This window comes from Achromobacter sp. UBA4530 (genome assembly GCF_002388205.1).
GTDB classification, from domain to species: Bacteria; Pseudomonadota; Gammaproteobacteria; order Burkholderiales; family Burkholderiaceae_B; genus Achromobacter; species Achromobacter animicus.
On record NZ_DGMA01000008.1, the window covers coordinates 563,262 to 578,453 of the forward strand.

13 protein-coding genes and 1 pseudogene are annotated in these 15,192 nt (G+C 60.9%); 6 read left to right on the plus strand and 8 right to left on the minus strand.

All coding sequences use genetic code 11. The features are described 5' to 3' along the window. Window positions 1-5: 5 nt before the first annotated feature. Window positions 6-485 (minus strand): OsmC family protein, encoded by a 480-nt coding sequence (locus B2W22_RS09430; protein ID WP_175183885.1) that lies wholly within the window; start codon window positions 483-485, stop codon window positions 6-8. 288 nt (window positions 486-773) lie between these two features. Between B2W22_RS09430 and B2W22_RS09435 the strand changes: the two genes are divergently transcribed. Together B2W22_RS09435 and B2W22_RS09440 are read left to right on the plus strand one after the other, a co-directional pair. Then, the gene (locus B2W22_RS09435; protein ID WP_175123544.1) at window positions 774-1,199 is read left to right on the plus strand and encodes a copper resistance protein NlpE; all 426 of its coding nucleotides are present in this window, start codon (window positions 774-776) and stop codon (window positions 1,197-1,199) included. Between the two features lie 81 nt (window positions 1,200-1,280). Next, window positions 1,281-2,036, plus strand: a complete 756-nt coding sequence (locus tag B2W22_RS09440; RefSeq protein ID WP_286937317.1) for an ABC transporter substrate-binding protein — start codon at window positions 1,281-1,283, stop codon at window positions 2,034-2,036. A gap of 72 nt (window positions 2,037-2,108) precedes the next feature. On the opposite strand, the gene B2W22_RS09445 is transcribed toward B2W22_RS09440, so the two are convergent. The 4 genes from B2W22_RS09445 to B2W22_RS09460 form a co-directional block, all read right to left on the minus strand. Beyond that, window positions 2,109-2,441 (minus strand): zinc ribbon domain-containing protein, encoded by a 333-nt coding sequence (locus tag B2W22_RS09445; RefSeq protein ID WP_175138432.1) that lies wholly within the window; start codon window positions 2,439-2,441, stop codon window positions 2,109-2,111. Window positions 2,442-2,450: 9 nt separating this feature from the next. Then, entirely contained in the window at window positions 2,451-3,680 is a 1,230-nt protein-coding gene (fmdA, locus tag B2W22_RS09450) for a formamidase (RefSeq protein ID WP_286937320.1), read from the minus strand. 711 nt (window positions 3,681-4,391) lie between these two features. Further along, window positions 4,392-5,525, minus strand: a complete 1,134-nt coding sequence (locus B2W22_RS09455; protein ID WP_286937322.1) for an acyltransferase family protein — start codon at window positions 5,523-5,525, stop codon at window positions 4,392-4,394. 167 nt (window positions 5,526-5,692) lie between these two features. Next, window positions 5,693-6,142 carry a hypothetical protein gene (locus B2W22_RS09460; RefSeq protein ID WP_286937323.1) on the minus strand — a complete coding sequence of 150 codons (450 nt, stop codon included), beginning with the start codon at window positions 6,140-6,142 and terminating at the stop codon, window positions 5,693-5,695. A 118-nt stretch (window positions 6,143-6,260) separates the two neighbouring features. Here B2W22_RS09460 and B2W22_RS09465 point away from each other — a divergent pair, with 118 nt between their 5' ends. After that, window positions 6,261-6,629 carry a hypothetical protein gene (locus B2W22_RS09465; protein ID WP_286937324.1) on the plus strand — a complete coding sequence of 123 codons (369 nt, stop codon included), beginning with the start codon at window positions 6,261-6,263 and terminating at the stop codon, window positions 6,627-6,629. A gap of 68 nt (window positions 6,630-6,697) precedes the next feature. Here B2W22_RS09465 and B2W22_RS09470 read toward each other — a convergent pair whose 3' ends face one another. Next, window positions 6,698-8,140: an aminotransferase class V-fold PLP-dependent enzyme gene (locus B2W22_RS09470; RefSeq protein WP_286937326.1), complete on the minus strand. Its 1,443-nt coding sequence runs from the start codon at window positions 8,138-8,140 to the stop codon at window positions 6,698-6,700. Window positions 8,141-8,284: 144 nt separating this feature from the next. Between B2W22_RS09470 and B2W22_RS09475 the strand changes: the two genes are divergently transcribed. Beyond that, window positions 8,285-8,770, plus strand: coding sequence for an Lrp/AsnC family transcriptional regulator (locus B2W22_RS09475; RefSeq protein WP_175123698.1), 486 nt, complete (start codon window positions 8,285-8,287; stop codon window positions 8,768-8,770). A gap of 363 nt (window positions 8,771-9,133) precedes the next feature. Then, complete coding sequence (locus tag B2W22_RS09480) at window positions 9,134-10,810, plus strand: ABC-F family ATP-binding cassette domain-containing protein (RefSeq protein WP_286937328.1); 1,677 nt, start codon at window positions 9,134-9,136, stop codon at window positions 10,808-10,810. A gap of 82 nt (window positions 10,811-10,892) precedes the next feature. Here B2W22_RS09480 and B2W22_RS09485 read toward each other — a convergent pair whose 3' ends face one another. Beyond that, window positions 10,893-11,189 carry a hypothetical protein gene (locus tag B2W22_RS09485; RefSeq protein WP_175123363.1) on the minus strand — a complete coding sequence of 99 codons (297 nt, stop codon included), beginning with the start codon at window positions 11,187-11,189 and terminating at the stop codon, window positions 10,893-10,895. Between the two features lie 20 nt (window positions 11,190-11,209). On the opposite strand from B2W22_RS09485, the pseudogene B2W22_RS09490 reads away from it, so the two are divergent. Beyond that, window positions 11,210-11,451 (plus strand): annotated as a pseudogene (locus tag B2W22_RS09490) (DDE-type integrase/transposase/recombinase); the annotation flags it as partial. Between the two features lie 582 nt (window positions 11,452-12,033). On the opposite strand, the gene B2W22_RS09495 reads toward B2W22_RS09490, so the two are convergent. After that, on the minus strand, window positions 12,034-15,168 hold the full coding sequence (locus B2W22_RS09495) for a hemagglutinin repeat-containing protein (RefSeq protein WP_286937330.1): 3,135 nt from the start codon (window positions 15,166-15,168) through the stop codon (window positions 12,034-12,036). Between the last annotated feature and the right edge of the window lie 24 nt (window positions 15,169-15,192).

Consider the following 15,192-nt stretch of genomic DNA (forward strand, 5'->3'; position numbering starts at 1 on the left):
TGGCGTCAGGTGGAGGACTGGATCACAATGCGCGGCTCGCACCGTACCGGAAAATTCACCGAATTGGCAATGAAGCAGAAGTGATGCGCGCGTTCGTGCAGCTGTTCCGCGAGCGCGGCGTCGTCGCCCGCGCCGATGGTGACCTGGGGCCGCAACGTGACCGATGCAAACGCGCCGCCGCGTTCGGGATCTTCCCGCATGACGCCTTCGGCCTCGTCCCGATAGGCCTGCACGGTCACCCCTTCGACCGCGCACAAGTGCAGATACCAGAGCTTGTGACACGCCGATAGCGAGGCCACCAGCATGTCTTCGGGATTCCAGCGCGAGGCATCGCCGCGGAAGGCGGGGTCCGACGATCCCGGCACCTCGGGCTTGCCGGCGGCCTGGATGACGTGGTCGCGGGAATAGGCCGCGTAGCCGGCCGTACCGGCGCCGGTGTTGCCGGTCCATTCGACGGTAACGCTGTAGTGATGTTCGCCTTTCATGCTGTAGTCCTGTTGCCTTGTGGTTCTGTTGCCTTGTGGTCCTGTTGCCTTGTCGCCTCGTGGCCCTGTCGCCTTGTGCCGCTATCGCTGCGCCGGCAGCCTGTGATGCCAACGCACGCGCAAGGAAGGCCGAGCTTAGCGCACGCCTGCCCGTGCCGGTTGGATGTTTATGACACGCATCGGCCTTACATCCCGTTTCAGCATGGGCCCGTTACTGTCCGTATCGTGAAGACGCGTCTGGCCATCTTAGATCAGCCAATAAGCCAGTCCGTCACACAGGAGCTCGCCATGATGAAAACCACCCTGACCTGCACCCTGAGTCTTGCGCTGCTCGCCGGCTGCGCCCCGTCAAAGCCCATCACCGCCCGATCGGTGCCGGTAGACCACCACACCTCCCGCGACTCCCTGGACTGGCCCGGCAGCTACGAAGGCACCCTGCCCTGCGCCGACTGCCCCGGCATCCGCGCCCGCCTGACGCTGATGAAGGATGGCCGCTACGAAAAGCTGACCCAGTACCTGGACCGCCAGCCGCAGCCCGAGATCGTGACGGGCACCTTCAGTTGGGAGTCTGACGGCAGCACGATCCGGCTGGACGCCGCAGGCGATAGCCAGCGTTACTTCGTCGGCGAGAACCAGGTAACGATGCTCTACCGCGACGGCACGCGCCCCACCGGCCCGCTCGCGGCGCATTACGTGCTGCGCCGCGTGCAATAAGCCATCGCGCCGCCGCCGGCTTTGAGGCTATCCTCTGGCATCGACCGCGCCCGGCGGCGCGTTTCATCCAGCAAGGAAGCCATGAAGACCGATCACGAAATGCTGTCTGCCTTCGCCCCGACAGGCGTGCTGCGCGCGTCCATCAACCTGGGCAATCCCATCCTCGCCAACACCGATCCCGCCACCGGCCAGCCTGGTGGCGTGTCGGTGGACCTGGCCACTGAACTCGCGCGCCGGCTCGACGTGAAGCTGGAACTGGTGGTCTTCAAGTCCGCCGGCGAATCCGTCAATGCCGTCGCCGCCGAACAGGCCGACGTAGGCTTTTTCGCGATCGACCCGCTGCGCGGCGAACAGATCGCCTTCACCGCCCCGTATGTCGTTATCGAAGGCGCTTACCTGGTGCGCCAGGACTCGCCCATCGTCAACAAGGACGAGGTCGACCGCGCCGGCCACCGCGTCGTGGTCGGCAAGGGCAGCGCCTATGACCTGTACCTGACGCGCGAACTCAAACAGGCCGAGATCTTTCGCGCCCCGACCTCGCCCGCCGTCGTCGACACCTTCGTGCAGGAAAACATGGAGGTCGCCGCGGGCGTCAAGCAACAGCTCGAAGCCGACGCGCAGCGTCTGGGCGGGCTGCGCCTTCTGGACGGTCACTTCATGCTGATCCGCCAGGCCATGGGCGTGCCCAAGAGCCGCGGCGCCAATGCCAGCGCCTACCTGGCCGCCTACGTGGAAGCCATGAAGAAATCCGGGTTTGTCGCCGAAGCGCTCGCACGCCACAAGATCCAGGGCGCCGCCGTGGCGCCGCTGGAACCGGCGGCGCAAGCCCAGGCCTAGGCTGCCTCGCGACAACCTGCCTCACCGCACGCCGGGCGCCTTCATGCAGAGGCACCCGGGCCGCAGCGTGCGTTAGTGACTGATCATCCAGGGCCGCGCGCCCGCGAATGACTTTGCGCCATCTCGCGATGTGCGCGTTCTTCCCCGCGACCGCCCACTGCCGCAGCACCCGCAGTTCATGCCATGCCCCGCGCGCGTGCTGCGCGGCTCATTGGCGCTGCGCTCGTTCGCCGCATGCGCCCGGTTCATGGCCGAGGACAGCGCCGACACCGCTGGGGCACCGCCCACAATGCGGTCCGACAGCGCCCCGCACTGCGGGCAGGCCGCCGGATCCCGCCACTGCGCCAACCGCCGCAACGCGGCAAATGCGCCGCAGTCGGCGCACGCATAGTCATACATCGGCATCGTCGTCTCCTATAGATCGCGCGACAGCGGCATGTCCACATCGCCCTTGATGTGCTTGACGGGAGCGCTCGCGGACGGCTGGATGTCGAAGTCGAAGATCTCGGTGGGCAGCCAGAGCGTGGCGCACGAATTGGGAATGTCCACCACGCCGCTGATGTGCCCCTGCACCGGCGCGCACCCCAGCAGCGAATAAGCCTGCGCGCCCGAATAGCCGAACTTCTTCAGATATTCGATGGCGTTCAGGCACGCCTGCCGGTAGGCCACATTCACGTCCAGATAATGCTGCTTGCCCGCTTCATCGACGGAAATTCCCTCGAAGATCAGAAAGTCCTTATAGGCCGGCGTGATCGGACTGGGCTTGAAGATGGGGTTGCGGATCGCATACTTGTCCATGCCGCCCTTGATCAGCGATACGCGCATGTGCACCCAGCCGGCCATTTCGATGGCGCCGCAAAACGTGATCTCGCCATCGCCCTGCGAAAAATGCAGATCCCCCACCGACAGGCCGCCGCCCTTCACATACACCGGAAAGAACACCCGCGCCCCGCGCGACAAATCCTTGATGTCGCAATTGCCGCCATGCTCGCGCGGCGGAACCGTGCGCGCCCCCTCGCCCGCTGCGCGGTCGCGGTCGGCGCCCTGCAAGGCCCCCACGTGCGCGGTCTTGGGTGCTGGCGGATTGGCCAGCGGCGGCACGCGATCTGGATTGGTATCGATCAGGGCCTGCTCGCGCCGGTTCCATTCGTCCAGCAGCTTTCTGTCAGGCAGGCAGCCGATCAGCCCAGGATGGATCAAGCCCGCGAAATTGACGCCAGGGATGTGCCGGGACGACGTGAACATGCCGTGAAAGTCCCAGATCGATTTCTGTGCGTGCGGAAAATGGTCCGTCAAGAAGCCGCCGCCATTGTTGCGGCTGAAAAATCCGTTGAATCCCCACAGACTGTCCGGCTTGGCGCCGATATCCAGCAGATCAACCACCAGCAGATCGCCCGGCTCTGCACCCTCCACCCCCACGGGCCCGGACAGAAAATGCACGGTCGACAAATCCACGTCCCGCACGTCATCGGCACTGTCGTCATTCTTGATCGCGCCGCCCGTCCAGTCATAGGTTTCCAAAATGAAATCGTCCCCGGGCTTCACCCACACTGCCATCGGAATATCCGGATGCCAGCGGTTGTGGATGTGCTTGTTTTCGTAGGGGGATTGTTCCAGATCGACACTGATAAGCGTGTTTGTCATTCTCTTTCATCTCCGTCGTCAAGCGTTGATAAAACAGAAGGGGTGTCCGCTGGCAGTTTGAAAGGAAGCCACTCAGGTTTCATAAGCCATGGATCTGGAAGGGACGGTAGGACAGTTTTAGACAACGGTAAACTGGCTTTTTGCCCAGTGTCCTATGGCCTGCTTCGTCCCTAATCCCAGCGCCCAGGCGGCCTCTGGACCAGTAGCCATTGCCACAGAGAGCGACTTGCGGATACTCTCTGTGCTTGCGTCACACGCGGGCCAGCCATTTACAAGTTCCACAAATTGGGGACTTGAACAACGCCCGCAATCGAGCATAAAAAAGCCCGCTTGCGGCGGGCTGGATAATGTGTCAGCTGTTGGACTTTATTGATGTCGGTTTCGTTACATCCGGGCGATCAAGATGACCAATTACAGTCTTCAGGATGTCTTATCCCATGCCTACGAATTGGCGTTCGCACCTATCCAGGTGAACGTGGCGCTAATCGGTTGCGCCATCGTCGTACTACTGGTGCTGCGACGTGCCAAGGCGCGCTGGTTCCACAATGATGAGTTGGACAAACTGGTGCCCAAGTATGGGCGGAAGGTAGCGCGCCAGATAATCCGGTCACGCAGACAACAGAGCGTGGCACCATCGGTCCCGTTCTACCACAATGAACCGTGGGATTAATCCCCCGCACGAAGAGCCGCCCGAAGGCGGTTAGACATGCGCTATTTGGTGGAGGCGGCGAACCCTGGGGAATGGTTGGCCAGCGCGGGCCTGCGGCCCTTGTATGCCCGCAAGAATGGAAACTCTACAAGCAAAGATACGGCGTAGGCTAGTACGACCGACACGCCAATCATCAGCGTGAACACGCCGAAAGCTCCGAAATGCGAGTCAATGGCCGCCCAGAATCCCGTTCCGCGATAACGTTTGACGACCTGGAACACGAGCAGGTGAACCAGATAGAGCGGGTACGACAACCTGGCAATGAAGACCACCAGCTTCGACCGGCAGGGCCACCAATACACCGCCAGCAGCGCTAGGGCGCCCGCAGCCCCGAAGAGTGTAGGTAGCCAGACTGTCGCGTCAGTAATCGTATACGGCGCGGCCAGAAAAGCGGGGTTGGCGAGCATGAAGGCGCCAAATAGGCACCACAGCGCGGCGGACGTCGCCAGTAGCACGGCTGACCACCTCCGTACGTTCCAGCCTTGCAAGACGATGCCTGCGGCCACGACGCCGGCTGCCAACTCGTCAAATCTCATGTGAAACTGGATGAACGTGCCGAAGTACCTACCGTCATTCGGAGCGTAGTCAAACGTTACCCAAAGCCTTGCCGCCATCCCCGCCAGCGCGACCAAGAACACGATGAGTGTCACGTTTTTCAGGTTGTTCTTGGTGACCTTGAATGCAAGTACGAGCGCAAGTGGGGCGATCAGGTAGAACATTTCTTCGATCACCAATGACCACGACCCATCCACGATGAATTGGGGGTCAACCCGGATAAGATTTGGGAAAAAATACGGCCCCGTGGTTTGGAGAAACAGACCCCCGTACAGCATGTTTCTAATAGCGGGCCAGTCCAAGGCGGGCGCACCAGCCTTGAAAAAGTAGTACATCAAGATCATGAAATAGTAGATCGGGAGTATCCGCAACGCCCGCCTACTGTAAAACTCCCACATTGAGAGCTTTCCGGCCCCGATCTTTTCGAGGAGCATGCCGCCAATCAGGAAGCCGCTCAGGACGAAGAACAGATCCACGCCGACCCAGCCAATCCTAATGGCGTTCGCATGAAATAGGACCACTAGCGACACTGCGATTGCTCGCAGCACATCGATGCCGGGATACCGGCCCGGGGTGGTCATGTACTCCCAATGATCGCGAACGTAACGCACACCTGCCCCAAAGCTCCAAATGATCGGGAATCATAACGCGGGCGGTCCACGCCTTCCCCACCGCCTCTTCGACGGCCGGCAGACCCAGCGGGGGTCTGGCTACTCCGGGGGCATCCTCGTCCCATTCCGACGGTGCGTCACGTCTGCAGAAGAATTCCCAGTCGGCTATTCCATGTGTCGCCGTAAGCCTTGCCCGCGACCGGAATACGGATCAATGGCCGTTTGAGGTCGTTGGTGGAAAAGTCGAAGTGCACGTTCAGGAACGACAGGTTTCCGCTGCCTGACTTCTCAGTCCATTTGAGCTGCCACTTTCGGATATAGGAAAAGTCCAGGACTTCGCCCGGATCCTTTGCGCCATCCACCATGCACAACTTCTGGCTTTGCGGGTCAAACGCGATGACGACCTTCTTGTCCTTGTCGCTCAGAATCAACTCGCTGTCGACGCTGTCTTCCGGAAACGCCGTGCCCAATCGCTGATTGTGTTCGCGAAACTTCGCCAACAACGCCTTGTGCCGCTTCTGCTGACGATGCACGGCCCAGGCGATCAACGCAATGATCGTGAGGACGATGGAAATGATATTGAACATGGAGTTGGCCCCCTGTGGCCGCTAGACGCTGTCCCGGCGTTAACGGCCGCAAGGCAAGAAACTTTAGCCAGCAGTTATGATGCAAGCCATTCATTGCGCACCACGAAGGTTCTTCCGCATGGCCGTCTTGCACCGCCCGCCCCTCGCCGTTCTACTCATCATCGCCGCATGCGCCAGCACGCCCGCATCTGCCGACGAAGGCTGCGTCGCCCGCGTCGATGCCGAACTGGCCCGCATCAAACAGGCACAGGACATCCAGCGCACGCGCGAAGCCTCAAATAATCTGGAACTGAATCGGGAGCTGTGCCAGGGCCGGTTGGACCTGTTGGACGCGCGCTTTGCCTTGAGCGACGACTTCGAAGCGTGCCGCCGCAACGGCGTGCAGTTTTCGGATCAGGTTACGCGCACGCTGACGGGCGCGTCTGACGATCTTAGCGGCATGAAAGCCTCGTGGATCCGGACCTGCGGCCTGCACATGAAAGACTGATAACGGTAAGACATTGCGATTGTGGCCGCTCGAGCGGCCACGTTCGCGGTCAATCGACTACCTGGCTCTTACGCCGCCTGCTTGCCGGCATCGCGCGGAAAGAAAATCGCGCGGCTGGGATCAAAGCCATACAAGGACTCGTACTCCGGCGCGTCGGCCGCCAACGCAAGCACCGATTCCAGAATGAAATCCGCCTTAGCGTCAGACAGCAGCGCGCTGAAATTCAACCGCACAAAGCCGGGCTTCTCGATCTCGCGGCCGTCCATGATGGCCTGCCGCATCTGCAGCGACTGTGCGTCGTCGATATCCAGCAGACGATGCACGTAAGGTCCCGCGCAAGCGCATCCGCCGCGCGCCTGAATGCCGAAGCGATCGCTCAACATGCGCGTCACCAGTTGCTGATGCACAAACCCGCCCTTGCCGTCGCGCACCCGGAAAGAGAAGATCGGCAAACGGTTCGCCGTCAACGACCCTAGCAGCTCCAGACGCTCCGCGCCCTTCCAGGCGGAAAGCGCGCGCTGCACGAAGTGCGCATGGCGCTCCTGCATGAATTCGGCGCCCAGCGCTTCCTTCACCAGCACTACCAGTGCAGCGCGGATGTCCCCCACCACATTCGGCGTACCCGCTTCTTCCCGAGATTCCAGACTGCCGCTGTAATCATGTCCCACAGGCGAAACGAACTTCACCGTGCCGCCTCCCGGCCAGGTCGGCGTCGTGTCGAGCACTGCGTCGCGGCGCACGATCAACACGCCCGAGGCCCCAGGACCGCCGATGAACTTATGAGGTGAAAACACGATAGCGTCGATCTGCGCATCCGGCGCCGGCGACATCCGGATGGGCAGGTACGGCGCGCCGCCCGCATAGTCCCACAACATCTTCGCGCCGGCAGCCTTCACACGTCGCGTGATGCCCGCGACGTCCGCCACGATGCCCGTCACGTTCGACGCCGCCGACAGCGCGCAGACCACCAGCGCATCTTTCGGCGCGTCCAGCGCCCGCGCCAACTGCGCCAGATCCGGGCCGCCTTCGGGGCTTTCTGCCAGTTCAACGATCTCGGCGCCGCATTCGCGCCACGGCAGGATATTCGAATGATGCTCGTACGGTCCGATGATGACCCGAACCTTCCGGCCGGCAGCCACCGCCGCGTTCACGCCGAACAGATTCACCAGCCGGTTGATACCCGACGTTGCGCCCGACCCCGAGAAAATCACCGCATGCTCATCGCCGGCGCCGCAGCACCGCGCGATGACGGCGCGGGCCTCGCGCCGCAGCCGGGTGATGAAGCCGCCGCAGAACGAAGCCTCGGTGTGCGAATTGGCGTAATACGGCAGCACCTGTTCAAGCACAAAGCGTTCGACCTGCATCAGCGCCCTGCCCGATGCGACGTAATCCGCGTAAACCAAAGGCTTGGACCCGAAGGGCCCGTCAATGAAGGCGTCCTTGCCGATAAGCCCGTCGGCAAGCGCTGCCGCGATATCGGAAGACTTCAGGCTGTCTTGAAACTGCTGCAACGGCGAAGCCGGGACGCGTACAGGCGCCTCGGCAAAAGGCATATTCATGGCGGGATGGATCCGAAAAGTACGCAAATATCATACGATGGATGCCTTGATGAAACATCACCGTTTTTTTGCCATAAGTTCATGAAAACGGGTCATATGATCGAATTTATGGAAAAAATAGACAAACTTGATCTGAGCATCATCTCCTGCCTGCAAAAAGACGGCGCCCTGTCGCAGCGCGAGCTTGCTGATCAGGTCGGCTTGTCGCAGAACGCCTGCTGGCGACGGCTTCAACGATTGAATGCCTGCGGCATCATCCGCGGCACGCGGGCCGAAGTCAGCCTGGTTGCGCTGGGCCTGGACCTCACCGTCTTCGTCATGATCCGCACCAGCCACCACGCGAAGGCCTGGGCTGATGGCTTCCGAAAGCACGTCGAGCGCCTGCCGGAGGTGACGGAGTTCTATCGCATTGGCGGCGATTGGGACTACCTGATCAAAGTCGTGTGCCGCGGCATGGTGGGATACGACCGGTTCTATCAGAAGCTGATCACGGACTTCGAGTTGTCGACGGTGACGGGATTCTTCAGCATGGAAGCGATCATCGAGAACCGGCCGCCGGATCTGCGGATGCTGGAAGATTGAAGGGGTACGCGGTAGAAGCGATGGCGCTTTCGGCGGTTGCCCGCCGACAAGGCGGCGCGGTCTAATGGTTGCCGGTCACTCGTTGAAGCGCGGCGCGGTGTATCGGTTGCCAACCACGCATTTATATTCGCCTCGTGCTTCGGGCGCCGGCAGCCCGCTGGTGGCAGTCACGTAGGCCAGTCATCGGCCCGCATTTGAAATAAACTGCGCACAATGCGCCCAGGAACTTTCCCGCCGCGCGTTGCTCGAATTCCCCTCATTCCCACATCGTGGAGACCCGTCCGGCCATGACCCTCTAAGCCCTCCCCCAGATCACCGCTTGCGCTGCGCGCAACGCGTCTTATCGAATCCGGAGAGCTTCTTATGGCCCAGTCTTCCCGCGCGCCCGCACCGGCGCATTCCCAGCCGCAATCCTCGGCGCCTTTCCTCAGTCTGCGTCACGTCAGCCATGCGCTGCCGGATGGACGCATTCTGCTCAATGACGTCAGCCACGACTTTGACGGCAGCACTCGCTATGGCCTCATCGGCCGCAACGGTGCGGGCAAGTCCATGCTGATGCAATTGGCTCACGGCGCCATGGGCTTGCAAACTGGCCGCATTATCCGCCGCGGCCGCATCGCGTACGTACCTCAGGAACAACCGCGAACCGCCGCCACCACATTGGCGGACGTCGCCGGCATTGCGCCGATCTTGCAGGCCTTGTCCAACATCGAAGCCGGCAGCACTCGCCAGTCAGACTTCGATCTGGCCGAAGGCCATTGGCGCATCCGTGATGAATGGACCCGCATGCTGGCCGACGCCGGCTTGCCCGCGTGGCAGCCCGAGCACCCCGCCTCGATTGCCAGCGGCGGCGAGCTCACGCGCGTCGCACTCGCAGGCGCCCTGATGCAGAACCCCGACGCCCTGCTGCTGGACGAACCCAGCAACCATCTGGACGCAGGCGCACGCTGCTGGCTCATGGACCAGACCGCCGCCTGGCGCGGCGGCTTGATCGTCGTCAGTCATGACAGGACGCTGCTGGACGCCATGTCCTGCATTGTCGAACTGGATCGCGGCACACTCACCGCATATGCCGGTAACTACGCCGCTTACCGCGCCCACCGGGACTGCGTAGCCGCCGCGCTCGAAGCGTCCCTGGCTCACGCACGCAACGAACGCACTGTGACCCTGCGCGCACTGCGCCAACAGCACGATGCCCAACAACAACGCACCGCCCGCCACGCCCGCAAGGCCCGGGATGCAAACCAGGCGCCGATCCTGCTGGGCATGAAGAAGGCCAACGCCCAAGCTCATGCCGGCCGTGAGAATATCCGGCGGCAAGAGACCGTTGCCGCGTTGGACGATGCGGTAAGGCAGGCCGCTGCGCAAATCGATCAATCGGCAGGCATCGCACTGGCCTTGCCCGAAACCGCCGTGCCACAAGGTCGCCGCGTGCTGCATCTGGAGCATGCGAAACCGCCCTATCCAGTGGAAGCATGTGCGTTAACGGTGACGCTGTCTGGCCCGTTCCGGTTGGCCATTCGCGGGCCGAACGGATGCGGCAAGAGTACGTTGCTGTCCATGCTGGCTGGGGAATTGGCGCCGCACGCAGGCGTATGCGACGTCCGCGTGCCGACCGCCATGCTGGATCAGCGGGCGTCCGTTATGAAGGAAGACAAATCGCTGCTGGAGACGCTGCAGGTGCTGGGCGCCACGTTAGCGGAAGGCGAGCTTCGCAGTCGATTGGCATTGCTGGGCCTAGGGCCTGAGCTGGTCAGTGCGCCCGCAGCGACATTGAGTGAAGGGGAACGCCTCAAGGCTGCGCTGGCGTGCGCGTTGTGGCGGAAGACGCCCGCGCAATTGCTAATGCTGGATGAGCCGACCAATCATCTGGATATTCAGTCGGCGGAGACGCTGATGGACGCGCTCCGGGAGTATCCCGGTGCGATGGTGGTGGTCTCGCATGATGAGGCGCTTTTGGAGGGAATTGCGCCTACACATGAATTGGCGTGGCGGCCGGCGGGATGGCAGTTTGATGAGTCGCCGGGCGTGCCGACGTGACACAAGCCGTCCCACCGGCCGGATCGCCTAGGCATTGGCGGTGCTAACGACGAGGGTGGTTGTCGGCAGCGAAACTTCTTGGTTACTCCGCGGAAGCGGAATTGGAATCGGGAAACAAGAATATCTCGGAGTACACCGGTTCGCTCCAGGAATGGTGTCTCGTGCCAAGCTCCCTGTACGCCTCTTCATAGTCTTCAAGCAGGCCAGGATACGCAAGGAAAGTCTGGTCGGATTTCCCGTAGACCCGAGAAAAACTGCGCGACATCAGCGCATTTACATCAGCGTCCTTCAACGCATACTCGATGATGGTCATTGGCTTGTACGTGTCTGTCGCGGACGCCGCGCCATATCCGGTGCCCAGGCGCAGCAACGGCTGCATGTACCCAACAGGCAGTTCCAGCCGAACAGCCGACTCAGTTGTGGGCCTCGGTCTTCACCTACGTCTCAACATGAAGGGTTGGCTGTACGTGGCCTTCGTCATCGACGTTTACGCTCGGCACACCTCGGCTGGCGAGTAAGCAAATCCATGACGAAAAACTTCGTGTTCGATGCGCTGGAGCAGGGGCTATATGCCCGACAGCATGGCATCTCTGATCCACGACTGCGATAGGGGATCGCGATACGTCAGCATCCGCTATGCTATACCGAGCGCCTGCACTTATCGGACGGCTAGATTTCCCCTGCTGACGCTGCGGCAAACCATTACAACCGACTCGGCAAACCGGCCGACGAGGCTATTCCACTTTGACCAAACGGCGTGCGCGAAAACCGTAGCGATTCACTCGCCTGCACCAGTCCCTCTTGCACCTACTCCGGAATGATTTTGATCTCACTCCATAGTGGTTGCAGCCCTAAACTCTCCATATAGGTCCCAAAATCGACAAAGTCCTTGACTCCGATATCTTCGTATAAAAACCATGATGCCTCACACTCTTGACACACGAACAAGCAAGTATCGCCAGCTATGATCCTGGCCTTGACAATATCTCCCTGCTCACACCTAGGACACAACATATAAATCCTTCTACTTAACAGGATAGGCGGTAATCACTTGATTGGTCCCAGGCCGAACAATAATTTTAATATTCGTTTCCCCCAAAGTGCCGATGGGTCGGCCCATCGGGACAACATATGCACCCGGATCACCGACGACGGGACTACCTTTCTTAAGCCATGCCTCATCGACAACTCTTAATATTTCTCTTCTATCCATACTAAAGACGCTATGCGTTGTCTTGGCTGGGTTCGGCTTCGCATGCTCTAAAACATGCAAAACTCTGTTTCCTTGAACCGACCCTTGTCCATAATCTAGGCCAGCTGGCGTTGTCCAAGTCCGGGGTACCCTCGTCAAACGTTAGCTTTACTGCACCACCTGACGCTTTTGCACCCTTTATCGCGCCAGCAACCGCACTACCCACCAGGATAGCCCTTTCGGCCACCTCCGGACTCACACCATATCGGTTTTGCAGATCAACGGCAATTTCAGTGTGAATAACGACGCTAGCCGCTTCGGCGTTCTGTATGAAATAAACGCCCAAGTCATCTTTGAGAGCATCTGGAAGATCCATGCCGAGCAACCTGTCTAACTGCTTTCGGTACTCGGCAGACTGCTCAACAAACTCGCCAAAACGTTCCCTGCAGGCGTTTGGATCGTCGGCACATACAGCTATCATGACTTCCCGAGTCTCTATACTTAGCTCGCGAAACTTTTGCTGTACCTGATCACAATTGCCGATCGCTTCGCAGGCAGTCGCTTCTGCTTCAAATTGCTTAATCTGGGACAGAGTTAGAGCGTTATTCGTCAACTCAGTCACCGCAGCAATAGTGCTCGTGGAGGTGTCCACAGAAATTGCTTCGGACATACCAGCCACAATACTGGCAATCAAGTTTCCCCGTGCTTCTCGTTCCTCCGACGACAGTTCATCTCCCGAAGCCACGCTTATCAGTTTGGCCAGCACTGAACTTGCCGCAGCCCCCATGGCACCAGCGGCACAATTTCCGCTGCTTGCCGAGGCTCCCGCGCACGCCACAACCCCATGCAGAAGGGCGCGCGCCGCATCCGAGTCTGCCCCAGAGCCCATGGAATCGGCGAGCTTCTTCACCTGCGACACGCCCAAACTCTGGAGATAATTCACAGCTGCCGCTTGCACGAAGCCAGCACCGCCACCTGTCACGTTACCGCTTGCCTCCGCGGAGATCGCGCCCAAAATGCGGCGATAGGTACCAGACGGCCCCCACTCTCCATTAAGCTTGTCCGCCGCCACAGCAGCCTGATCCCGTTCAGCCTGTGACAGCGTCTGGTCCTTTGCCCTCGCCTTCAGCGCGTCAATTTCCTTCGCCCGATTCGTCAAGAACTGCCCTGCCTGCCGCTGGGCTTCCGACGCAATCTCAAACCCCGCTTCGATCTTCTCCTTATCAAAGATCGGCTTAAGCGCATTCAACGTATCCGACGTATCCCGGTTCAATGAAGCAATCGCCTCCGCAGCCGTCTTGCCGGTCAGCGCTAACTGCCCCGCCTCATCACGAATAACGATCGTGCCGCCGCTGATGCCGCTTTGCGTCGTTGAACTGCTGTTGCCGCTGGCTGCGACCACGATCGGTGTACCCATTCCAAAGCCGCTACTGCCCGTGGAAATGGACGTCCCCGCATCTTTACTCGCGCCGCCGGCGACCTCGCCGCCCTTGGTTGTGCCCAGGCCTGAATCGCCCGCTTTAGCGCCGCCAAACCCGAACCCGCCTCCGATCGACACCTGGCTGCCGCTGTAGCGCGCCGTGTTCTTTAGATCTTCAGTGACCAGCGTCCCAGTCGTAAGTTTGTTGAGACCGTCGGCGACCGCCTTGTCGCTGCTGGCGATGACGCTGCCGATGAGCGTGGTGTTGTTCTTGACGTCGATCAGGAAGCCGCCGTCGCCTGCCCACAAACCCGTCTGCTCCGTCACGGTCTTGAAGTTGCTGTTCATCTTGCCGGTGCTGGCGTTGGCCGAGACACTGCTCGAGCCCGCGCAGTACGGAGGGATGCACAGCGTCAGGCCGAAGCCCGCGCTTTTGTTCTTGGAGTCGTATTCGCTGCTGTCCTGCAAGCTCTCCAGCAACAGATTGCCGCCGACCGATGCGATGATCTGGTCGGCTTTGCCCGAAGCGCCTTTAAGCGTGGTGTCGCCGCCGGACTGGATCGCCAGGACATTGCCCGCAGTGACGTTGGTGTTGGTCCAGCTTTCGTCCTTACCGTTGGCGTTGCCTCGACCCACGGACGCACCCAGTTCGAGCGTCCACCCGTTTTGCTGGCCGCCAGTGGAGTAGCCGATACCGATGCTGGCGCTGCTGCTCTTGCTGGTGGTCTTTTGCTCGAAGGCGTTGCGCGCAGCCTCCAGCACGATGTCACCTTCGGCTTTGAGCACCGCGTTGTTGCCGACCGACAGCGTCGAACCCGTGACGGTGATGTCCGAGTCCTTGCCCGCGCCTTGCGCAACGATGGTCAGGTCCTTGCCTGCGGCGACGGTCGACCCGAAAGCATTTGATGCGTTGCGATCGGTCGTGCTGCTGCTCTTGCTGCTACCCAGGCTGAGCTTGATGCTGACGCCGCCGAGCTTGTCGATTTCGTTGGAGGAGCCCGGCTTGGCTGCTTCGGCCGCAGCGGCTGCCTTGGATGACGCTTGCACCGCGTCGTAGGCATTGACTGCCGCTAATCCTGTGGTGACTCCCGCCAGGCCCTGCATGACGGCGTTATCTGACTTGCTCGCCGCATCGGCCATGCGCACCCCCGTTTGCACGGAGCTGACGACAGGGTTGCTCGCCGTGAGCGTCAGCCCCGTCTGCTTGATCTCATGGAATTCGCGCTCCTGGGTAGTGTCCAGCGCGGCGCCGATGTTGACTTCCTTGCCGATCAGCGTGATGTCGCCTTGGCGGGCGATGACGTTGCTGCCGGTGATGTTCAGCGCGTTGCCGGCATTGATCAGGACATCACCTTCGACGCTGCCCACGGTGCTGACATTGTGGAAGACCTTCTTGCTGTCGAGCGAGTCCGTCTGTTTGCTGGTGCCAAAGCTGAACCCGCCCATGGCGCCAAAGCCGGATTTCTTGACCATCTTGTAGTCGTAGCCGTCCTGGGCGTCCTGGCCGGGCAGGATGTTGACGTCGCGCTCGGCGGACATCACCAGATCTTTCTGCGCGCCGACATTCGAGCCCGATACGTTCAAGTCGCGGCCTGCCATCAGCACGGCGGTGTCGCCAGTGAAGGTGGTGGCCAGGGATTGCTCCCAGTCGCGGGCTGTCTTGGTGTGCGTCGTCTTCGACGACATGAACCCTGTGGTCTTGTAATGGGTCTCGTCGTACGCCGAGCCGGTCTGCACGCCCGCCATCAAGTTGATATCCCGGCCGGCGCC